The organism is Lysobacter sp. 5GHs7-4 (assembly GCF_021284765.1).
Lineage (GTDB): Bacteria > Pseudomonadota > Gammaproteobacteria > Xanthomonadales > Xanthomonadaceae > Lysobacter.
On the sequence record NZ_CP089924.1, the window covers coordinates 147,923 to 170,258 of the forward strand.

General features: G+C 62.5%; 14 protein-coding genes. 4 read left to right on the forward strand and 10 right to left on the reverse strand.

The window, feature by feature from the left end; all coding sequences use genetic code 11:
- Nucleotides 1–68 precede the first annotated feature (68 nt).
- The 3 genes from LVB77_RS00595 to LVB77_RS00605 form a co-directional block, all read right to left on the reverse strand.
- Nucleotides 69–239 (reverse strand): hypothetical protein, encoded by a 171-nt coding sequence (locus LVB77_RS00595; RefSeq protein WP_232908292.1) that lies wholly within the window; start codon nt 237–239, stop codon nt 69–71.
- Nucleotides 236–844, reverse strand: coding sequence for a redoxin family protein (locus LVB77_RS00600; RefSeq protein WP_232908293.1), 609 nt, complete (start codon nt 842–844; stop codon nt 236–238). The genes LVB77_RS00595 and LVB77_RS00600 overlap by 4 nt, the downstream gene beginning before the upstream one ends.
- 209 nt (nt 845–1,053) lie before the next feature.
- Nucleotides 1,054–2,259, reverse strand: a complete 1,206-nt coding sequence (locus tag LVB77_RS00605) for a fatty acid desaturase (protein ID WP_232908294.1) — start codon at nt 2,257–2,259, stop codon at nt 1,054–1,056.
- Between the two features lie 378 nt (nt 2,260–2,637).
- On the opposite strand from LVB77_RS00605, the gene mutM reads away from it, so the two are divergent.
- The 3 genes from mutM to LVB77_RS00620 all read left to right on the forward strand — a co-directional run bounded on the left by mutM (nt 2,638) and on the right by LVB77_RS00620 (nt 6,943).
- The gene (mutM, locus tag LVB77_RS00610; RefSeq protein WP_232908295.1) at nt 2,638–3,450 is read left to right on the forward strand and encodes a bifunctional DNA-formamidopyrimidine glycosylase/DNA-(apurinic or apyrimidinic site) lyase; all 813 of its coding nucleotides are present in this window, start codon (nt 2,638–2,640) and stop codon (nt 3,448–3,450) included.
- 94 nt (nt 3,451–3,544) lie between these two features.
- Nucleotides 3,545–4,108: an ECF-type sigma factor gene (locus LVB77_RS00615; RefSeq protein WP_091637373.1), complete on the forward strand. Its 564-nt coding sequence runs from the start codon at nt 3,545–3,547 to the stop codon at nt 4,106–4,108.
- Between the two features lie 12 nt (nt 4,109–4,120).
- Nucleotides 4,121–6,943 carry a serine/threonine-protein kinase gene (locus tag LVB77_RS00620; protein WP_232908296.1) on the forward strand — a complete coding sequence of 941 codons (2,823 nt, stop codon included), beginning with the start codon at nt 4,121–4,123 and terminating at the stop codon, nt 6,941–6,943.
- Between the two features lie 267 nt (nt 6,944–7,210).
- On the opposite strand, the gene LVB77_RS00625 is transcribed toward LVB77_RS00620, so the two are convergent.
- The 4 genes from LVB77_RS00625 to LVB77_RS00640 form a co-directional block, all read right to left on the reverse strand.
- Complete coding sequence (locus LVB77_RS00625) at nt 7,211–7,498, reverse strand: colicin immunity domain-containing protein (RefSeq protein ID WP_232908297.1); 288 nt, start codon at nt 7,496–7,498, stop codon at nt 7,211–7,213.
- Nucleotides 7,488–11,066 (reverse strand): colicin D domain-containing protein, encoded by a 3,579-nt coding sequence (locus tag LVB77_RS00630; protein ID WP_232908298.1) that lies wholly within the window; start codon nt 11,064–11,066, stop codon nt 7,488–7,490. The genes LVB77_RS00625 and LVB77_RS00630 overlap by 11 nt, the downstream gene beginning before the upstream one ends.
- On the reverse strand, nt 11,063–13,993 hold the full coding sequence (locus LVB77_RS00635; protein WP_232908299.1) for an RHS repeat domain-containing protein: 2,931 nt from the start codon (nt 13,991–13,993) through the stop codon (nt 11,063–11,065). The genes LVB77_RS00630 and LVB77_RS00635 overlap by 4 nt, the downstream gene beginning before the upstream one ends.
- A 462-nt stretch (nt 13,994–14,455) precedes the next feature.
- The gene (locus tag LVB77_RS00640; RefSeq protein WP_232908300.1) at nt 14,456–14,842 is read right to left on the reverse strand and encodes a hypothetical protein; all 387 of its coding nucleotides are present in this window, start codon (nt 14,840–14,842) and stop codon (nt 14,456–14,458) included.
- A gap of 187 nt (nt 14,843–15,029) precedes the next feature.
- Here LVB77_RS00640 and LVB77_RS00645 point away from each other — a divergent pair, with 187 nt between their 5' ends.
- Nucleotides 15,030–15,581 (forward strand): hypothetical protein, encoded by a 552-nt coding sequence (locus tag LVB77_RS00645; RefSeq protein WP_232908301.1) that lies wholly within the window; start codon nt 15,030–15,032, stop codon nt 15,579–15,581.
- 210 nt (nt 15,582–15,791) lie between these two features.
- Here LVB77_RS00645 and LVB77_RS00650 read toward each other — a convergent pair whose 3' ends face one another.
- The 3 genes from LVB77_RS00650 to LVB77_RS00660 form a co-directional block, all read right to left on the reverse strand.
- Nucleotides 15,792–16,232 carry a hypothetical protein gene (locus LVB77_RS00650; RefSeq protein ID WP_232908302.1) on the reverse strand — a complete coding sequence of 147 codons (441 nt, stop codon included), beginning with the start codon at nt 16,230–16,232 and terminating at the stop codon, nt 15,792–15,794.
- A gap of 3 nt (nt 16,233–16,235) precedes the next feature.
- Entirely contained in the window at nt 16,236–21,353 is a 5,118-nt protein-coding gene (locus tag LVB77_RS00655) for an RHS repeat-associated core domain-containing protein (protein WP_232908303.1), read from the reverse strand.
- Nucleotides 21,354–21,606: 253 nt separating this feature from the next.
- Nucleotides 21,607–22,227: a thymidine kinase gene (locus tag LVB77_RS00660; RefSeq protein WP_232908304.1), complete on the reverse strand. Its 621-nt coding sequence runs from the start codon at nt 22,225–22,227 to the stop codon at nt 21,607–21,609.
- Nucleotides 22,228–22,336: the final 109 nt, after the last annotated feature.

Genomic DNA, 22,336 nt, shown 5'->3' on the forward strand with positions numbered 1-22,336 from the left:
CGGCCACGAGGGCCGGCCGTACGAGGGCGACGACAGGGGATCGCCCTGGGGGAGCGTTGTCGTATCGCTTACGGCAGCACGCAGCAGCCGACGCGTTGGCCGCCGTACTTGCAACCCGGCTTGATCGGGCAGCCGGTGTCGGGATGGGTGCCGAACGCCTGCGCGGCGCCGAATCCCAGGGTGCCGACGATTGCGACCGCGAAGACGACCGCCTTCAGACGCTTAGACAAGACCTTCATCGTTCTCTCCATTGCGATGATCCAACCGCTACATGCTGTGGCATGGCATGCCGTTCCGTGGCGCGCAACGCGGTCAGGATGGTGGGCACCTGCTCCTTGGTATCTATTTTTCCGACGTGCGAATACACGACGCGGCCATCGCGGTCGACCACGACCAGCAGCGGCACCAGATTGAGTTTGAACAGCGCGCGGATCTTCGGCGTCGACAGCGCGACCGGAAAATCGAAACCGCGCGCGCGCAGATACGCGGCCAGCGCCGGCGCGTCCTGGCGCGCCACGCCGACCATCTGCACCTGCGCCGGATCCTGACGCTGCAAGGCGCGGCCGAGGTCGAGGATCGCGGGCACCGAGGCCTCGCACACGGGACAGGTGGGGTCGAAGAAGTACAGCAGCTGGCGTTCGCCGGCGGCGCGGCCGAGCACGAGCTTCGGGCCCGCGAGCGTGGCCGCTTCGGCGCTGGGCAGCCAGCTGCCGACCTGCGGCCTCGCGGTTTCGTCGATCAGGGCGGCGTAGTCGCGACGCAGCTGGCGGTTCTGCACGCCCAGCAGCACCACCAGCGCGCAGGCCAGGGCCAAGGCGACATAGGCATAGCGATCCCTGCGCATACACGCACCTCCCTGTGGCTTACGCCTGCGTCTCGCGCGCGTCCAAGCGCGCGATCGCGTCCTGCATCGAAGCTAACACCGCCGATGCGAGGCCCGCAATACGACGCGTCACAGTGAGACTTCGGTGTGAAGAAGCGCCCGCGCGCAGCGCAAACAAAAAGCCCGCGCATCGCTGCGCGGGCTTGCTGGCGTGCTGCGGCGCGGCAGGATCAGGCGCGCGCGGGCGCCAGCGCGTAGCCCTTGAGGCGGGCCGAGAACGCCTGCAGCGCCTGGATGCCGCTGGCCTCGGCCTCGGCGCACCAGGCGTGCAGCTTCTGCAGGGTGGCCTGGGCGTCGTGCGAGCGATCGTCCAGCACCTGCGCCAGACGCTGGCGGAAATCGGCCAGGGTGGCCATGCGCGGACGCTCGGCGACCCAGTTCTGCAGCCGCTCGCGCGCGTCGCCGTCCAGCCAGCGGCCGCCGTCGGCCAGCCCCTTGCGCAGCTTGCGCGGCAGCGCGCGCACGCGGTCGCCCGCATTCGAGGCTTCCTCGCGCAGCGCCGGCAGCGTGACGCTGCGGTAGTAATCGGTCATGGCCTGGAAACGGATCGCCAGCAGCGCCTTCAGCGTCTCCGCGTCGGGCATGGCGATGTTCGGACGCACGTCCAGCGACGGCGCCACGCGCAGCACCTTGGCCAGGCGCAGGGCCTGCAGGCCGCGGATCACGGTCCAGCCGATGTCGAACTCCCACTTGCGCAGGGCGAACTTGGCCGAGCTCGGGAAGGCGTGATGGTTGTTGTGCAGCTCTTCGCCGCCGATCCAGAAACCCCACGGTGTCAGGTTGGTCGCGGTGTCGGTGGTCTCGAAGTTGCGGTAGCCCCACCAGTGGCCCAGGCCGTTGACCACGCCCGCAGCCCAGAACGGAATCCACAGCATCTGCAGCGCCCAGATCGCCACGCCGGCGAAGCCGAACAGGGCGAAGCTCAGGAACAGCAGCAGGACCGGGCCCTTGGTCGCGTGCGGGGTGTAGAGCTTGCGTTCGATCCAGTCGTCGGGGCAGCCCTTGCCGTACTTCTCGATGTCCTCGCGCTCGCCGCGCGCCGCGCGATACAGCTCTACGCCGCGCCACATCACCGTGTCGATGCCCTTGAACTGCGGACTGTGCGGGTCTTCCTCGGTCTCGCACTTGGCGTGGTGCTTGCGATGGATCGCCGCCCACTCCTTGGTGATCATGGAGGTGGTCAGCCAGGTCCAGAAGCGGAACACGTGCGCCAACGCGGGATGGAAATCGACCGAGCGGTGCGCCATCGAGCGGTGCAGGTACAGCGTCACCGACATGATGGTGAGCTGGGTGACCACCATGAAATAGACGACGAGCTCCCAGAAGCTGGCCTGGATCAGGCCGCCGGCAAGGAAGTCGAGCAAGGAAGCGGGCATGGATGGAACTCCGGGAACGAACGACCGGCTCGCGCGGGGCGGGCCGGAAAGGGGAGGCGCCGGGGGCAGGCTCCCGCGCGGGATCATGCCACCCGAACCATACCGTTCGCGCCGGTACGGGCTGGTTCTGTGATGGGGATCGCCGGGGGAGCGCGCAAGGCGGGCGACGGCGGGCCTAGCTGAAGCGCTTCAGCTAGGGCGATGGGCGAGGCGGTCGCAAGGACGCGTTCGGCCCGCCGGCGAGGCGCTAACTTCGGTCAACGTGCGCGGTTGGCGGCGTCTGGCGCTCGAACTTCGGCAATCCGGCAGCACCCTATCCGCCCCGGCAGGCAAGCGCCGCACCGCCGCCCAGCGCCACGACGAGAGTACCCTTGCCGCATGCCCGAACTCCCCGAAGTCGAAACCACCCGCCGCGGCCTGGCGCCGCACCTGGAAGGCCGCGAAGTGGTCGCCGCGATCCTGCGCCGCCCGGATCTGCGCTGGCCGATTCCGCACGAAATCGAAACCGACCTGCCCGGCCAGCGCATCGCCACCGTGCGCCGTCGCGCCAAGTACCTGCTGCTGGACACCGCGGCCGGCAGCGCCCTGCTGCACCTGGGCATGTCCGGCAGCCTGCGCGTGCTGCCGGCCGACACCCCGGTGCGCGCGCACGACCACGTCGACCTGCTGCTGGATTCCGACCGCGTGCTGCGCTTCAACGACCCGCGCCGCTTCGGCTGCCTGCTGTGGCAGCGGCCCGGCGAGACCCACGAACTGCTCAGCGAGCTCGGTCCGGAACCGCTGTCGGACGATTTCGACGGCGACTATTTGTTCGATCTAAGCCGCGGCCGCAAGGCGCCGGTGAAGACCTTCCTGATGGACCAGCGCGTGGTGGTCGGCGTGGGCAACATCTACGTCGCCGAGGCCCTGTTCGCCGCCGGCGTGTCGCCGCTGCGCGCCGCCGGCAAGGTCTCGCGCGAGCGCTACGGCGAGCTGGCCGGCGCCATCAAGACCATCCTGGGCTACGCCATCCAGCGCGGCGGCACCACCTTGCGCGACTTCATCAGCCCCGACGGCGCGCCGGGCTACTTCGAACAGGAACTGGCCGCCTACGGCCACGGCGGCGAGCCCTGCCCGCGCTGCGGCCGCGCCCTCAAACAGGCCTCGGTGGGCCAGCGCGCCACGGTCTGGTGCGGCCACTGCCAGCGTTGACTTGGCGCACGCCCTAGGCAATTTTGATGCCAACCGGCGAATGCGCCGGGCCAAGATGAACACGTTATAGTCGCGCCTTGCCCCGGGGAACACGATGGCCGAAAGCGCTGACATCACCCTGCTGTTGGACGCCGCGCGCGAAGGCGATCGCGGCGCGCTGGACCGTGTGCTGGCGACGCTGTACCAGGAGCTGCACACCATGGCGCGGCGCCAGCTCGCCGGCCAGCACGGCCAGACCCTGGACGCGACCGCACTGGTGCACGAGGCCTACCTCAAGCTGGTCGGCCGCCGCGAAGCGCAGTTCGACGACCGCGCCCACTTCTTCGCCTACGCCGCCTCGGCCATGCGCAGCGTGGTCGTGGACTACGCCCGCCAACGCCTCGCGCAAAAGCGCGGCGGCGACCTGCATCGCGTCACCGAGCTGCCCGACGACGTCGAGGGCGGCCTGCGCCTGGACGAGGAAACCCTGGGCCTGGACACCGCGCTGACCAAGCTGGCCGCCGTCGACCAGCGCCTGGCGCAGGTGGTGGAGCTGCGCTACTTCGCCGGCCTGTCGGAACTGGAGATCGCCGCGCTGCTGCAACGTTCGGAACGCAGCATCCGCCGCGACTGGCAGAAAGCCCGCCTGTTCCTGCTGGCGTCGCTCAAAGACAGCTGAGCAGCGCCGCCCGTGGACGCCGAGCGTTGGCAACGGCTGTCCCCCCTGCTCGACGCCTTGTTCGAGCTCGATCCGCCGGCGCGCGCCGCGCGCCTGAGCGAGCTGCGCGGTGAGGACTCCGAACTCGCCGACGAACTCGAAACCCTGATCGCGCTGGAGGAAGGCCACGAGGACTTCCTCGCCGAACCGCTGGTGGCCGCCCTGGCCGGCGCGCGTCCCGGCAGCACCGTCGGCCCGTACCGATTGGAAAGCCTGCTCGGCGAAGGCGGCATGGGCCAGGTCTGGCTGGCCTCGCGTGCCGACGGCCTCTATCAGCGCCGCGTCGCCCTGAAACTGCTGCGCCCCGGCCTGGCCGACACCAACCTGCGCATCCGCTTCACCCGCGAACGCCAGATCCTCGCGCGTCTGGCGCATCCGCACATCGCGCGCCTGCTCGACGCCGGCATCAGCACCGACGGCCTGCCCTATCTCGCGCTGGAATACGTCGAAGGCGAACCCATCACCGACTACTGCCGCAACCAGTCCACGCCGCTGGACAAGCGGCTGCACATGTTCCAGCAGATCTGCGACGCGGTCAGCCACGCCCACGCCAACCTGATCGTCCACCGCGACCTCAAACCGTCCAACATCATGGTCACGCCGGGCGGTGACGTGCGCCTGCTCGACTTCGGCATCGCCAAGCTGCTCGACACCGACGTGCCGATCCCCGAGCAGACCCGCACCGGCGTGCGCGCCTTCACCCTGCACTACGCCGCGCCGGAACAGGTGCGCGGCGAACCGGTCACCACCATGACCGACGTCTACTCGCTGGGCGTGGTGCTGTACGAACTGCTGACCGAAACCAAGCCCTACCGCCTCAAACGCCAGACCGACGCCGAGTGGGAAGAGGCGATCCTCGCCGCCGACCCGCTGCGTCCTTCGCAGACCGTGCTGCGCAACGCCGAAAGCACCGGCGAGGAAGGCCCGCCGCCGGACAGCGCCGCGCTGCGCCGTCACGCGCGCCAGCTGGCCGGCGACCTCGACAACATCGTGCTCAAGACGCTGTCCAAGCGCCCCGAGCAACGCTACCCGTCGGTCGAAGCGCTTGCGCTGGATCTGCAGCGCTTCGAAGCCGGACGCCCGGTGCAGGCGCGCGCGCAAAGCCTGGGCTACCGCTTCAACAAGTACGTGCAGCGCCACCGTTGGGCGCTGGCCACCACCACCCTGGTCACCCTGGTGCTGGGCGCGGCGCTGGCCATCGTCGCCTGGCAGGCACGCCAGGCCGTGCGCGAAGCCAGCCGCGCGCAGGCCATGCAGGACTTCATGGTCGGCCTGTTCGAAAGCGCGCGCGGCACGCCCGAAGGCCAGGCGCTGGACCTGCGCGGCCTGCTGGACGCGTCCGTCGCGCGCGGCAATCGCGAACTCGCGCGACAGCCGCGCGAGCGCGCCGAACTGCTGGGCGTGGTCGCGCGCCTGCGCACCGGCCTGGGCGACTACAACGAAGCCAAGGTGCTGCTGGACCGTCAGGCCAACATCCTCGACGTCACCGACGACGTGCCCGCCAGCCTGCGCCTGGAATCGCTGACCCAACGCGGCCAGGTGCTGCGCCTGCTCGGCGAATCGCGCGCCTGCATCGAGCTGATGCAACCCTGGAACGACCAGGCCCGGCGCGAACAGGCGCAACTGCCCACCCAAGCCAGCGAGTTCTATTCCCAACTCGGTCGCTGCCGCCGCATCAACGGCGAGCGCCAGAGCGCGCGATTGCTGTTCGAACGCTCGCTGGCGTTGCGCCGCGAAGTGCTGCACAACGAAGTCGGCGAAGTCGAGAACCTCATGGACCTGGCCGGCCTGCAGGCCGACGTCGGCGAAACCCGCGCCGCCTTGGCCGGCTTCGAGCGCGCGCGCACGCAGCTGCGCCAGAGCGGCGGCGAAAAGCATCCGCTGCTGGTCGAGATCGGCTGGAACATCGCCGCGCGCCTGCGCGACCTCGGCCTCACCGACGCCTCCGAACGCGAAGCCGCCAATGCCCTGGCGATCGCGCTGGAGGTCAACGGCGCGCAACACCCCACCACCCTGGCCGCGCGCCGCCAGCTGGCCGCCATCCATGTCGACCAGGGCCGCTTCGCCCTGGCCGAAAGAGAATTCCGCGAAATCCGCGACCTGCTCAGCGCCAGACTGGGCGCCGACCACGCCGACCTCAGCGCCACCTACAACAGCCTGGGCGTGATCGCCTGGGAACGCGGCCAACTGCCCGACGCCGTGATCGCCCTGCGCCGCGCGATCGAAATCGCCCGCAAGCACGGCGACACCGGCCGCCTCGCCGGCACCCTGTTCAACCTGGCGATGGTCCTGCACGAACAAGACCGCGACCGCGAAGCCCAAACCCTGCTGCGCGAATCCCGCCGCCTGCGCGACGCACGCTACGGCGTCGATCATCCCCTGCTCGGCGACACCGACCGCCTCGAAGGCGAAGTTCTTTTGGCCCTGGGCGAACGCGACCGCGGCCTGGCCCTGCTCGGCGAAGCCGTCCGCCAAACCCGCGCCGGCTACGGCGGCGCGCATTCCCACACCCGCCGCGCCGAACTCAGCCTGGCGTACCCGCAAGCGTTGGCCGGCGACGCCGCGGCGCTGGCTCAACTCGACACGCTATCGGCGCTGCCGAACTCGGATATCGAACTGCGCAAGATCGGCTGGCTGGCGCAGGCTTACGCCGCGCATGTGCGGTGCGTCGGGCCGGCGAAGGCGGAGGCGCGGGAACGTTTGGATGTGTTGCATCGCACGTTGGCGACGCAGCGGCCGGATGGGAGTGCGATCGGGCGGGAGATTGATGGGATCAAGGCGAAGTGCGGAGGTTAGTTTTCGCACAGACTTGCAAGATGCTTCGAAGATAGATACGACTGTCTACGCCACGGTCGCCGCACAGCATTCACACCGAAAGCGCATCGTCGTCAACAAATAACCCCCGGCCATACAAGCATGGGAAGACTTGATCTATTCCGAATAACGAAAATACGGTTGCTCAACACTAGCAATTCTCTGCGGCAGTAGGCTTCACGAACAAAAGGCGAAACATCGATTCACACTATACGATGCCAGCAGATCAACCTAGTCGCCCTTAGTTTACTACCTAATACCAATGACTATACTCAAGGCGACACGAACCTCGATCTTACACACCACCTCTGCACTCATATGATCGAGCCCCCCCTCGTCCGCGTGCTCAATGCTGGTAAAAACCACATCGAGTGCTCTTTGTAAATATGGGCTCAGCGTAGAGAAAAAATCAGCTTCACGTGCGCGCCTCCACCACTTCTGGTACTCGAAAGAAAAATCTTCAATCGTCATTTTTCCGCGAACGAAGGCTTCCATTAGGTAAATAGCGTCATTCGCCCCAATGCCATCAATAGACATTGCCATTCTCCATAATGTCTGCCTGCTGACGCGGACTAAGGCGCCAACCCGATACGAAATTCATATCCGCATCTCTAATAACGTTCAATCCCGTAGAAGGATTGTAGAAATGAGTAACATCATTTGCCCATCTATAAGTACCCTGTATAACCAGTGTACCGTCAGCATCGATGTGATTCCTAAGCGCCTGTTCAAAGGAAGCACCCGCTTCACGATTCCATGCGCCATTTACACCAAAATCACTAGCATGTTTAAACTTGGCTTGCAATCGCGCCCTTGAGAAAGACATGCCGCGATTTACAGCTGAACCCACTGACCGCATTATTCGCGGACCTGATACAGCCCCTCTCTTGCCAGACAAGGCAAGTAAAACTGCTGCAGCAGGGGCCATGTCCCTACCTAGTTGCTCCTCATTATTACTAGTTGCTGAAAACGGCGAGTTGTACGCGCATCCGCATTGCTCAGCAAACGAAAACTCCCCAGGATACGCAGGGATTGCCATTGGATTGGGTGTTGAAGTAAACGCATCCTCTGCAACTGCGTCAAACGTCTCTTTTCCCATTCCTCTGGCAAAATTTATTACATTCGCCCTTAGCCGAATATAAGCGCTTTTGACAGATTGGCGCCCATCAGGATCATAGAATCCATATGGATTGTTATTTACATATCGATATCTATTAAAGTTGCCACCTGAATCGGGATACGCCAAAACCGGATCAGCGCTCAAAAAACGTCCAATTGAAGGGTCATAGTACCGCTGCTGCATATACGTCAGCCCGGTCATCCCATCCATCACATGACCGGTGTAACCAATTCCGTTGACCGTCTTGTTGATCGGGCTACCGTAAGGCTCGTAATTGGTTCGCTCGATCACCGCCCCGCTCGTATCGGTGACCGCCACCGGGCTGCCCAGCGCATCGGTGTGGTGATACTTCGTCGCGATCACCGTGTTGCTGGGCCAGTTGTGGTCCACCGTCGCGATCAGGCTGCCCGCCAGATAGATGTTCTCATGCGTCGTCTGGACAGCGGCAGCGGAAACCTTGGAGCTGAACAACGGCAGCCCTGCCTGGCTGTACTGGAACACGTGGACGGAGCCGTCTTCGTAGAGCACATCGGAGCGACGGCCCAGACTGTCGTAGCGGTAACGCTCCTTGCCTGTCACCCGACGCAGGCGATTGCCGTAGTCGAAGTTGTACTCCTGCCCGTTCTTGTTGGTCTGGTTGCCCTGGACGTCGTAACCCAGGCCGATGACCGTCGCACCGCCGGCGGTGGCTTGGACATTGGTCAGACGATTGGATGCGTCATACCAGTAGGTATGCTCGCGCACGCCGGGGTGGCTTACGGTACGGATGTTGTCTAGCGCGTCGTAGGTGTAATTGATGTAGTGGGTGGTACCGCCGAACATCGCCGAGCCGGCCGCCGTCAGACGGTCCAGGCCGTCGTAGCTTAGATAGCGCTTGAAGTTCTGGCCCTGCACCAAGTCGTCTATCAGCGTGGTGTTGCCGTTCTCGTCATAGAGATTGGTGAAACCAAGGACGCTGCCATCCTGCGTGGTTTGCGGCAATTGACGAGCGTTCTGCAACATCGTATGCACGATGCCGTTGCCGTAGGTGAACTGCTTAATGGCGCCGTTGGGGTAGTAGCCGACACCGGACGCGTAAGTACCTGAGGTGGTGCTGTTCGGAGCCGTACCCACCTGAGTCGCCTGCCCCAGGGCGTTTGGCGCATAGGTCAGCGCCAAACCGGTTGGATAGGTCTGCGCGGCCAGACTGCCGTTCTGATCGTATCCATAGCCGATCGCCCATTCGTACGGCCGCAATAACGATTCTTTGGCCAGCAGTCTACGCTTGTTGTACGCGTAGACGGTATCGACCACGGTGGTACCGGCGTCGTTCCAAGTCCTGAGCTGATGCGGCAGTCCATCGGGCGTGTAGCCCCAATGCTGGTTGCCGTTGCCATCCGGGAAGGACAAATCGGTCACGCGGTTGCGCGCATCGTAAAGACGATCGGAACGACGACCGGATGCATGGGCCGCAGCGTAGTCGCAGCTGGTGGTGCTGGGCAGATTCAGGCCGGATGCCGACCACATCAGGTTGCCGGCACTGTCATAGCGCATGACCGTCGCACCGGTCTCCGGCTCGATGATCTTGCACAAGCGCTGATCGGCCCCGTACGCGGGATCGTTGTTGTAGACGTAATACCGCCCCACCCCGCCCGTCACGACAGACGGCGGTGAACTAACCGTGATGCCGACCGCGGTCGACGTTGTCTGCGCGTTGAGCGGATCGATAGCGACGGCAGCAAGCGAATGCGGCCCCGCCGTCGATATCCAGCCGACGCTATAGGGGGCACTGGCGTCCTCGCCGACCTTGACACCATCGACATAGAACTCGACCCGCTGGATTCCGTTATCCGGGTCAGATGCCGATGCCTTAAGCGTGACCGTGCTACCAGCCGGAAACACTTGTCCGCCAACGGGTGCCGTCAGATGCACCGACGGTGCGACATTGGCGGCGAACTGGCCCGCCACATCGATGGTAGCTGTTGTCAGGGCGCCGCTCTTGAGATGAAAGCGCTTTCCCACGGCGTTGATCCAACTTGCGCTTTGCGTGCCGCTTTTGGCCCGCGCGAAGAGTTGCGGATTGGCATTGTCCAGACCTGTTACCCAGACCTCAGCGTCGTTAGCGCTGGAAGACCAAGTGATGGAGCTGGTACATACGGCACCTCCGCTCGGAATGGCGCACGGATTCGGCGTGGCCGAAATCGATCCTGAAGTTACGGCAATGGACAGATTCGAACTAGCTTCTCCGAACGATTCGACGCCTTCCTGCAGCATGCCCCATTGGAAATTATAAGTTCCAGGCGCCGTCGGTGCCCGCGTCGTGAAAGTAAAGCTCGCGGTCTGCCCCGGCGCCACGTCACCGGGAACGGCAACACGAGTAAGGGACCAGGTATCTCCATTGACCGGGTTACGCGAACCCAACTTATATGCGCCGCCGGATGTCCACGTCGCCGTGCCGATGTTCTTCATCTGCACGGTAACGGCATAGGACTGGCCGGCCGCCATTGCTATCGGCACCGACTGGGACACGAACTGCGCATTTCGTGCCGGCGCGGCAGTAATCACGAATTGCCCGACCACTTCCACCGGGTCAGGCTCTACCACACCACCGTTATAGACGTTCGCAAAGGCGTAAACGTTGTACGTGCCCGGCGCGAGATTCTGCAATTGCGAGTTGTTCTGAACCGGCTCGTCGTTGACCTGGACGAAAATATCGTCGACCGTCAAGGCGGGGTCGGTGCTTCCCACTTCCACGCTGATGGTGACGTTGCCAGGGGCCGGAAACGACGCGCCATTCGCCGGGCTAGCGATGCGAATCCATGGTCCGTTGGCCTGTGCAATGCCCATCCCCACAAAAAGCAACAACAGCATGAGGAATGTGCGTGCAACCAACATACGCGCCCCCTGATGCGTCAACTTCAGTCTTCGGAGAAAGTTCGCTGGCTTCGACTGACACGTCCGGTCTTTGAAGCTCGAGTCGATTTCTCGGCGATCGTAGCGGCTCATGGCGCCACCTCCGTGCGACGGGTCTGGATCGGCCGCAACATGGCGTCACGTACGATTTGCGTGAATGCGCCTTCGGGGTGAAAAATTTCAATCGGATAATCGGTAGTCGGCTGATCCCATGCCGCATAACGCGTCCGCGTAACCTTGCCTCGGGGGTTGACCACCTTGATGTCGCCACCCGTCAGGTATTCGGTAGTGGTAGTGACCGGAGCGCCGAGCTCCGAGTCTTGCTGGACTTTGACCACTCGACCCAACGTGTCGTAGAACGTGTGTGTGCCGCTGGAACCAATCGACCAGTTGCCATCCGCATACGGATTCCGCGGATACGAGGCGAAGATCTGACGGCCAGCGGTGTCGTAGGCGTTGGCGACGATTCGATACGTCTGATCGTTGTTGGAGATGTCCCGCTCATACTGGAGTACCGGCCGCAACAGAGCATCGAACAAGGTCAGTTTTTCGTAGTTGCCTTGCTGCACTATCTGGCGCCAGTGTCCGGCGGGCACACCCATCTCGGCCTGATTCACCTGGACGAACGAAGTGATTGTATTGTTCCACAACACTGAATCGTCGACTGGGTACGCAACCGAAGACAAGCGCCCCATGCTGTCGTAGCCATACTGGGTGGCGTATCCATTTTCGTCGGTCGTCGAACTAATCCAACCGTGATCATCGACGACCACCGTCTGCGTCGCCCCGCTAGGTGACTCCGGCGTAGCCGGGTGCCTGACCGTACGTGGGATACCGCGCTTCCAATCCGACACCGTGGTTAGATTGTTGTTGCCGTCCTTGACGGTGGCCATGGTGCCGTCGGCGTTGTAGGTCGTCGTTTGCGTCAATGTGCCGAACGCGTAGGTTCGAATCGGCAGCGCGGTAGTGGCGTCGTATTCAGTCTGGGTTGGCACCAGGCCGGCGGTGCTGATCGATGCCACTTGGCCTAGAACCCACTTGGACAGATTGTCGTGATACGACGTGACGTCGGTGCGTGTGTAGCCGTAGCTGATGTTGCTGGAACGGGTCACGGAAACCGGGCGAGCCAGGGCATCGAAACTGTCGACCGTACTGCTGTACGTGACACCGTCCAACAACGTGATGGTACTGACCTGTGGGTGGACATACGAAACCATCGGGATGTCGCGTAGCGCTTCGCCGACCCGCGGCGCGAACGGCTGCTGCGCGACTTCCTGGCTGGACATGTAGATGGACGATGTGCTCGAAACCACCGCGTCGTCCGGCTTGGCTTTTGCCGTTTCCAGCAATCGTCCCTCGTTGATCGCATACTGAACCCCGTAGCGATACTTATCCTTGGTTCCATCCGGATGAGTGACGGTCACCCACTTCGCCTCTTCCTGCCCGGCGCAGCCCGACCCCGGATAGCAGAAGCCCAACGGTGACACTTCGCCGTAGTGGTAGCTCGTCGTCTGCTCCGCGATTGCCGGGCCGGTCACCTTGCGCGATGTCAAAGCGAGCACATCGAAATAGTTCGGCACTCTCAGTTCATCCTGACCGATGAAGTGCTCGATGGTGATACCGCTCATCTGTTGAAAGGCTTCCTCCGCGCCAGGAACCGCGCTCTTTGCCAGATGGAACGGCATGCCTCTGCTCATGAGAAACAGCACGTCCCTAACCACCTGCGAACTCCCAACCTCACTAGGCAGCGTTACCTTGTCGAAAGGCGGGTATTCCCATTGACAGGTCCACGGCACGGTAGAGCGATAGTGCCGCGCCAGACCGAACTGAAAATCGCCGCGCGCGCCGCCCGGATGCGTGATCACATAGCGGAAAGGCCCAAGCAGGGCAGGATCCGATTCGAGGCACTGCGGCTCCCACGTATCCACTGGCAGAACGGAAGGGTCTCCAGGTTTATTCGAGACCAGACTGCCTGTCTTCTCGAATGACCACCGTGCGCCGTCCGGCTGAATCACTGCCGATAAGCCGCCTGTGCCGTACTGATAAGTCCATGTCCGCCCATGCGCGGTCGCAGTCGACACCTTGCCATTGGCATAGGCGAGGGTGATAGCGCGGCCGTCGTTGGCCGCAATGCTGGTCAATTTGTCGCCCGAATAGGAGTAGGTCACCCAGTTGCCGAACCTGTCCTCAACCCGGGTAGCCAATAGGAAGTACCGCTTTCGTAGCGCTGCCGCAGCCATTTGCGGCCCGGCTTTACGCATCGTCGGCGCTTCTCGCTCGATCATCCAATTGAACCAGTAGCGCACGCCGTCGGGCATAAGCGCCATGAAGCCCTGGCCGGGATGTCCGTTCTGCAGACTACTCAGGCAACTCAGACGAACGTTCGCGGAGGTTACCCAGGGATACTGGCCACCGTCGCTCGGCGCTGAGAACGCGCCCGGAATCGCCTTCATCAGCTCCTGGTCGCCCTGGCCGGGCAAGTGGAGCTGATAGCCACCCCAGGCTTGCTCGACCGTGATCAAGGAGTTTCCCGTCAGCGGAGGAATTAGAGTCGTGCAACGGTTGTATCGATCCGGATGGTTGTAGCCAAGCACCATCCATCCCTGCTCCGAAGCCGTGGTCTCGATATGGGGAAGATCCACATCCCAATCGTCCAAACCCGAGATGTATCCCATCTGCTTACGGTCTTCGATCACGAATCGCCGACCGAACCGAACCGGCAACGCGCTGTTGCCTGGCACATCGATATCGACGGCCGAGAACTCCGTGGCCCCGGAATAGAGACTCGTGTCTGCACCGAAAATGGAGTCGCCCAAGGGCGCGACGCTCTGTTGATCGATACGTTTCCGGAACTCATCCGAAGGCGTGACGTACGTCGACTGCGCGAACGCGGCAATGCTCGTCGTGGCGAGCAATGCCAGCACCGTGCATCGCATTGACCAACTCAGCAGAGGCGCGCGACAAGACAGACGAGCACCGGAGACCGGGACCGTCGAAGCGGAAACGGAATAGGATTGCATGCGATGGATGCTCTCGCCGGGCCGAGCGGCACGGACTGTAAGCTTGAACTCAAGCCGGCTCTGCCGGCCCCCCTGACCACAGTGTGGAGGCTAAGGCAGGGCAATCGCAAACGTTGCGACTGCAGGCCAGGCGGCCGGCCGCGGTGGCGCCGATAGAGCGAAGAAATGCAGCTCGCGACTCAATGGTCGTTTAGACGCTGGGCGATCGGGGGGAGGCGCGCTGCGCCGACGCGCAGCCACACGGGCAAAGACGGCTGCACCGGCTCCGAATAGGAGGTCGAATTACTAGAGCCGCTCCACCCTGCCCCCCTATTTTCCCACCCATCTAAGGAAAGTGGATGACTCGAACTTCCGACAACGCGTGGGCCAGGGCGTTGCGGGCGAAGCAGTGGGTGTCCCTAGTTAGTCGCGCTATTTCCCATTTGCTACATGATCGGCCCGAGCCCACCTCTATTTCCGAAATTATCGCCACTTTTCGAGCTTATTAGACTGAACCCAGAAACGGCAAGGAATATCACGAATGTCACCGAATGGAACTAGAAGGCCATGATCATTGTCCACCAACGCAAAATGACCGAAAGGCGCGGAATTCAGCAAATCACTCATCAGATCATCTCCGCGCCACTCAATCACATACGCATTGAATTCTGGAATCAGTTTCCGAACTAAATCCATCTCACGCAAGTCGTAATCATTTACTAAATCTTTATCCTGCACAACGGAAACCCATCCCGCCACCCCCTCCACCACAAACTCACCGCCCTTCCCACGATCCGCACCATTTTCTACCGCCCAGCTCTCTGGGCTCCACCTAGACTCTAAAGCTTGAAATATTATTATTGAGTTCATGGCTTAACTACCTCGATCAAAGTCTTTTCGCAGTTCGTGGCCGCGCAGTTTCGCAACACATGTTTGCCGAGATCAGGCCCATAACCTATAGCGGGAAGTCCGGTAGCCTGCTCCGTCCGCCTCAATTGCCCGGCCATGCCTTTTCCTCCACCGGACTTCACTTGCGCTGACGGATCTGTCTTGGCTCATGAGGTGTCTGGCCGAGCCGATTGCGTGCGCGGCCAACGCGGAGGATGGATGTAACGGGCGGTTCTGGCAGGGCCGATTCAAAGCCCAGCGGTTGTGCGATGACCGTGCCGTGCTTGCCGCGATGGCCTATGTCGATTTGAACCCCGTCCGCGCCGGACTCACCCGACGGCTGGACGGCTGCGAACACACCAGCCTCAAGCGGCATCTGGAGACACTGACCGACGTGAGCCGAGTTCAACCACTACGCCCCATCGCCGGCTCCGTAGCGGCATGCCTGCCGGTGAAACTCGGGGAGTATTTGGCGCTTGTCGAATGGACGGGCCAACAGGTGCGGTCAGGCAAGCGCGGCGCGCTACCGAGGTCGACTCCGGCCGTGTTAACGCGAATCGAGCCCAAACCCGAGCGCTGGCCTGTCCGAGTCAGAGGCATTGGATCGAGGTACTGGCGTGTGGCGGGCGAAGTTGAAGACCTCACCGCGCGAGCGCGAGACCTACAGCAGCGATGGCTCAAGGGCATCGGTTTGGCGGCGAAGCTCTCGTACTCGGACTGACCTAAAGCATGGGGACGCTGATACCCGATAGGGAGGATCACGCGTGGTCGACGCCAATCCCTTCTGGTCTTTGAGCGGCGCTTCGCTGCTTGATGACCTTCAACTGGTAACAACCAGAAATGCGCGGAGGAAATAGTGGGTGTCCCAGTCTGTATTGGTATTGGCACAGTCTGTATTCCTGTATTCCCGATCTATTGCCGCACTCCTACCCTACGAGTCTGTAATCGCGAACCCTGGAAACTCCTCCTCCAATACATCTTTGAGCACCTCAGGATTGACACCCATTCTCCTTGCGAAATCGAACATCGGCTCTACGAGATAAAAAAAATCGGACTCTGTAGAGTCCAGGAAAGCACTGAAAAGCAATCGATTTAGCGCCTCCTCTCTGCTCCCACTTTCATTTCGACTTAGATGACGATTGAGCTTCTCGCGCAGCGCGGCCGTCAACTCAGAAAAAGAATCTGCCGCCAGCCGGTTGTCGGCGAGTTGTCTCTGCCGTTCTAGCAGCGCATCGATCTCAATTAGCGAAAGTTCGTGTTTAAAGACTAGAAGAAGACGCACATAAGAACGTAAAAAAGGTGAAACGTCCTCTAACGCCCAAGCCTTGTCTAGAAAGACAAAAAACTCACTCTCGATGGTGTCAATATTCATGTTTTACTCAATTCCCAGCGTCTTCTTCACTTCTCGACAAGTCGAGCACGGCGGGATAATCCTGCCCGATTCATTTAGCTTCACTGGACCCATCTTTGCTCCCCGAACATCGTCACCGGCATTTAGCGCTTTATTGATCGCATCAATTTCACAGCACTGCCCATGAGTTCTAGATGGTTTCTGCACTATATCAAGGGCTCGCTGAGTCCGCGGATGCATAGGTGCTAGCGCATCGCCGCCCGAAGCGGCCGAGCCACTGCTGTTGCCGTGCCATATATTTCCGCTCGTTGTTTCCAGCGGCCCGCTGGCTCCCCTGGCGCCACTTCGCGCCATACTGCGAGCGGCTCCACGGCCCGCAGCACCGGCTCCAGCCGAAAGCGCAATTCCAATATTCAGTGCGACGTCTCTCCAGCTACGCGGCAAGCTCATTTCAAATGCGAGCTGCTTCTTCATCATCAGACGCTGGCTGCCCCGCTCATCTGATGGAGTCATAAACCAGTCAATGTATGGTATTCCTGTGGGCTGCGCCCTTACATTTTCAGTAGACTGCCGACCATCCGGATCCGTGAATCTGTAGGGATTGTTGTTCCCATACCAATAACGATTGAAGTTCGAGCCGGTACCCGAATTAGCGGTCACCGGATCCACGGACAGGAATCTCCCTAGCGTCGGATCGTAATACCGCTGCTGCATGTACGTCAGGCCCGTGGCCCCATCCATCACATGCCCGGTGTAGCCGATGCCGTTGACCGTCTTGTTGATCGCGCTGCCGTACGGCTCGTAGTTCGTCCGCTCGATCAGTGCGCCCGCGGCGTTGGTCGTCGCCACCGGACTGCCCAGCGCATCGGTGTGGTGGTACTTCGTGGCGATGACCGTATTGCTGGGCCAGTTGTGGTCCACCGTCGCGATCAGGCTGCCGGCCAGGTAGATGTTCTCCTGGGTCGTTTGCACGCCCGCGGGGGTCTGCTTGGAGCCGAACAAGTACTGCCCGGCCTGGCTGTACTGGAACAGGCGCACCGTGCCGTCGGCCTGCATGGTCTGCACGCGGCGGCCCAGGCCGTCGTAGGCGTAGCTCTCCTTGCCGGTCACCTCGCGCAGGCGGTTGCCGAAGGTAAACCAGTAGGCCTGGCCGTTCTTGTTGTTCAGATTGCCCTGGACGTCGTAGCCCAGGCCGGTGACCGTAGCGCCGCCGGCGTTGCGGACGTTGGTCAGGCGGTTGTTGGCGTCGTACCAGTAGCTGTGCTCGCGCACGCCCGGGTGGCTGACGCTGCGCAGGTTGTCGATCGGGTCGTAGGCGTAGTCGATCCAGTGGTTGGTGCCGCCGAACATCAGCGAACCGGCGCGCAGCAGACGGTCCTGGGCGTCGTATTCCAGGTAGCGGTGGAAATTGGCGCCCTGGGCGTTATCCGTGATCTGGGTGGGGTTGCCGTTCTCGTCGTAGGTGTACGAGAAGCTTGACAGGCCGCCGTCATCGACCGTCCACGGCAATTGGCGACCGTTCTGCCACATCGCGTGGAGCAGGCCGTTGCCATAGGTGAACTGCTTGATCGCGCCGTTGGGGTAGTAGCTGACGCCGCTGGCGTAGGTGCCGGTGGTGGTGCTGCCGGCGACGGTGGCCACCTGGGTCGCCTGGCCCAGGGCGTTGGGCGCATAGCCCACCGCCAAGCCGGTCGGGTAGGTCTGTACCGACAGGTGGCCGTTGCGGTCGTAGCCGTAGCCCAAGGACCAGGTGTACCAGCCGGGTTGGCTGATGCTGTCGCCCTGGCCGTCGAGCAGGCGGCGCTTGTTGTAGTGGTAGGCGTTGATCCAGGGCCAGGTATTGTTGCTGCCGTTGTAGGTGGTGATCGTGGCCGGCAGGCCGTCCTTGGTGTAGGTCCAGGACTGATTGCCCAGGCCGTCAGGGAAGCCCAACTGGGTGATGCGGTTGCGTGCGTCGTAGTTGCGGGTGACGGTGCGGCCGGCGTTGTAGGCGGCCACGTGGTCGCAGTTGACGCTGTTCAGGCCCGACAGGCCGGCGGCCGACCAGGTCATGTTGTCGTTGGCGTCGTAACCCATGACGGTCGAGCCGGTCTCAGGCTCGTCCGTGCGGCACAGGCGGTTGAGGCCGTCGTAGGTGTACCGGCGCAGCGCCTGCACCGGCTGGCCGGCGTAGGTGCCCGAGCGGGTGACCGACTTGGGGCGCAGGAAGTAGATCGGATCGCGGTCGATGGTGGTGGTGGCCACCGGCTGGATGATTTCGATCGGGTAATCGGTGGTGGGCTGGTCCCAGGCCGCGTAGCGGGTGCGGGTCTGGTGGCCGCGCGGGTTGGTGACCACGATGTCGCCGCCCCACGCATAGGCGGTGGTCGTGGTGAGTTTGCCCAGCTCCGAGTCCTGCTCGACCTTGGTGGCCCGGCCCAGCGCGTCGTAGGTGGTCCAGGTGCCGGTGTTGAGGTTCCAGTTGCCGTCCGCGTACGGGTTGCGCGGATAGGAGGCGAAGGTCTGCCGCCCGTCGTGATCGAAGGCGTTGCGGACGATCCGGTAGGTGCCGTTGGAATCGGCGTTGTCGCGTTCGTACTGCAGGATCGGGCGCCACAGCGCATCGAACAGGGTCAGCTTTTCGTAGTTGCCCTGCACCACCGTCTGCCGCCAGTGGCCGGCGGGCACGCCCATTTCTTCCTGGTTGACCTGCTGGAACGAGAACAGCTTGTCGTTCCAGGCCACGGTGTCGTCGGTGGGATAGACGATGCGCGACAGCCGGCCCATGGTGTCGTACTGGTAGCTGGTCTTGTAGCCGTTCTCGTCGGTCACCCAGTCGATCCAGCCGCTGTCGTTGACGGACGCCGACTGCGTGCTGCCCGAGGGCGACTCGGCGGTGGCCGGGTGCTGGATGGTCTGCGGGATGCCGCGCTTCCAGTTCGACAGCGTGGTGACGTTATTGTTGCCGTCCGTGACCGTGGCGACGGTGCCGTCGGCGTTGTAGGTCAGGGTTTGCGACGGCGTGGTTTCGCCGTAGCGGAAGCTGCGGTAGGGCTGGGCGTTGGCGGTGAACTCGGTGCGGCCGACTTCGATGCCGTTGGTGGTGGACAGCTTGGTCTGGCCCAGCACCCACTTGGACAGGTCGTCGTGGTACTGCGTGGTGTCGGTGCGGGTGTGGCCGCCGTTGATGGTGCTGGCGCGGGTGACCGAGGTGGGCCTAGCAAACCTATCGAATGCACCGACCGCACTGGTGTAGGTCACGCCATCGCGCACCAAGGATGTCGACTTCAAGGGGCGAAGCTTGGACTCCATTCGATCGCCGAAGCCATACCCCGCTTCGCTTGGAAACGGCTGCTGCCCCACTTGCTCGTCTTGCACGTAGGTGTAGTCCACCCTCTGCGCTTCGGCACCGCCCGCCCCGATAACCTGCTCGCTGAGCAGCATCCCTTCGTTCTTATCGAAGATGACGCCATAGCGCTTCTTGACCACTGCCCCATTCGGCAGCGTGATGGTGGTCGTTCTGCCGACGCCGTCGCCGCAAGCTTGGCCCGCACACGGGTCTTCCTGACAGGTCGGCCCGTCCGGCGTGCCGGTTTGATGATTGTAGATGCCGCAGTAGGGGTAGGTGTCCTGCTGATACGCGTAACCGGTCACCTGGGATGCAATGCCTGGGCCGGAAATCGTCAGCGACTTGAGCGAGAACACGTCGAAATAGTTCGGCGTTCCGATCCGAGCGTGACCTCCAACGTCGACGTATTCTTCAACCAGCCCCTGGCTTTCGTACAGCTCGACATTGTCGACAGCCGCTTCCCACGAATAACCATCTTCGGACATCTTGATGATTAATTCCCAATCCAGGGTCGCGGTGAAATTGACAGAACCACCCGCCACGCGGACTTCATGATCAAAGAAGTCGATGAAGCAAATGTAGGGCACACGGCTGCGATGAAAACGCCGCCCCTCGAACTGAAACGTCGCTTGTGCGCCACTGGGATGCTTGACCGTAAACGGGAACTCTCCCGCAAAGCGATCGGGACTAGACTCGACCTGGCACATGGTGCCGGGATCGAAATAGGACAACCCCATCGCGTCCGACTGCTGCTGGTCATAGGGCGAACTGAAACCGTATGCCGGATACTGCCAGGTGGAGCCGTCCGGATTGGCTACCTGGGTCAGATGGCCGTTCGTCAGTGTGTAGGTCCAACTGCGTCCGTGGCTGCTGGCGGTCACTGAGCCTGCGCCGTACTGCACGGTGATTTGGCGCCCGTCGTTAGCGGCGATGCTGCTCAGACGCCCGTCGACATAGGTGTAGTTGACGTAGTTACCGAATCGATCCTCGATGCGCGATGCCAGCAGATAGATGTTCTTGCGCGCCATCGTGTATCCGGGCAGACCTTTCGGCCCCTTCCGGATCTTCATCGCGGTACGTTCGACAGCGACGTCGAAGTAATACTTCACGCCATCTGTCGTGAGCAGATAGAAGCCTTCGCCGGGATAGCCGTTCTTGACGGTAGGCAAGCAACCGACTCGGCCCATCGATTTGAGCACCCACGGGTAACTCGAACCGTTCGTGGGGTCCGTGTTGAGGTTGTGATCCACCAGCATCGGCTCGTCGCCTACGCCGGGCACATGCAGGCGATAGCCGTGCGACACCTCCTCCGAGCTGATCAGAAGACCCTCTACGGCCGGCAAGCCCGGAAAGGAACAGCGCTTGTACCGATTCGGGGAGGACGCCCCCGCCACCGACCACCCCATGTTGCTGGACACGGTCGTCTGAATATACGGAACTTCGACATCCCAGTTCCCGAGCCCGCCCAATTGTTCGGGCAGATACCACCAGTCGATCGGCAGACGCCGACCGAATTGCACGGGCAGGCCACTGCTGCCCGGAACATCGATGTCGATATTCACGAACTCGGTCTTGCCTGTCGCATCCGTCGTTCGGTTGCCGAACACCCCTTCGCCGGCGGCGGTGATCGTCGAGGCTGCCTGAATCTTCTTCTGGTACTCGGCCTCGGTCGTCATGGACTGAGCCGCCACCGAACCGGCCGCCGCCCACATCAATGCAATCAGAACGATGCTGGAGAACAGGGTGAACGCGCGACGATTCGCGCGCGCACCGATTGCCGGACGCGCCGCTGTAGGCACAAGATAAGACTGCATGCGATGACGCTCTTGCCGGACGAACGGCCGGTATCGAACCAAACTTCAGAACCGGCGTTGCCGATCCCCCCGAATACAGTTTGGAGCCTAAAGCGCGGTCGTCGCAAATGCTGCGAAGTCAGATCCGAATCACTTGTGCCAACCAGGTGCAGAACAACACTTCATTGACGCCTTAATCGCGCGCACAGACGCATCGCACGCTCAACCTGACCGTGATGGTCGAACGAAACCTCGGAGGCGGCGGCTGCCGAACTTACAACGGCAATGACGGCTGCAACGGCTCGATCGTCCCCTCGCCCCGCATCACCCGCTTGTACTCCGCGCGCGACACCGAGATGTAGCGATCGTTACCGCCGATCTCGACCTGCGGGCCGTCGAGCACCGCGCGCCCGGCTTCGTCGACGCGCACGGTCATGGTGGCCTTCTTGCCGCTGTGGCAGATGGTCTTGATCTCGGTCAGCTCGTCCGCCCAGGCCAGCAGGTATTGGCTGCCTTCGAACAGTTCGCCGCGGAAGTCGGTGCGCAGGCCGTAACAGAGCACGGGGATGCGCAGCTGGTCGACGACCTCGCTGAGTTGCCAGACCTGGGAGCGGGTCATGAACTGGGCTTCGTCGACCAGCACGCAGTTCAGCGCGCCGTGGGCGGCGATGTCGGCGCGGATCAGCGCCTCCAGGTCCTGATCGTGGCCGAAACCGATGGCATCGGCCTTCAGGCCGATGCGCGAGGCGACGGTGCCGCTGCCGGCGCGGTCGTCCAGGCGCGGGGTGAGGATGGCCACGCGCATGCCGCGTTCGCGGTAGTTGTGCGCGGACTGCAGCAGGGTGGTGGTCTTACCGGCGTTCATCGCCGAGTAGTAGAAGTAGAGCTTGGCCATGCGCCTAGTGTAGGCAAGGGCGGGGCAAGTTCGCAGATTGCGCGGTGGGGTGGAGCGTGGTTGGGGGTGCGGATTCGGGTGGGGGCTCGGTGAAGCGGTAAAGCAAATC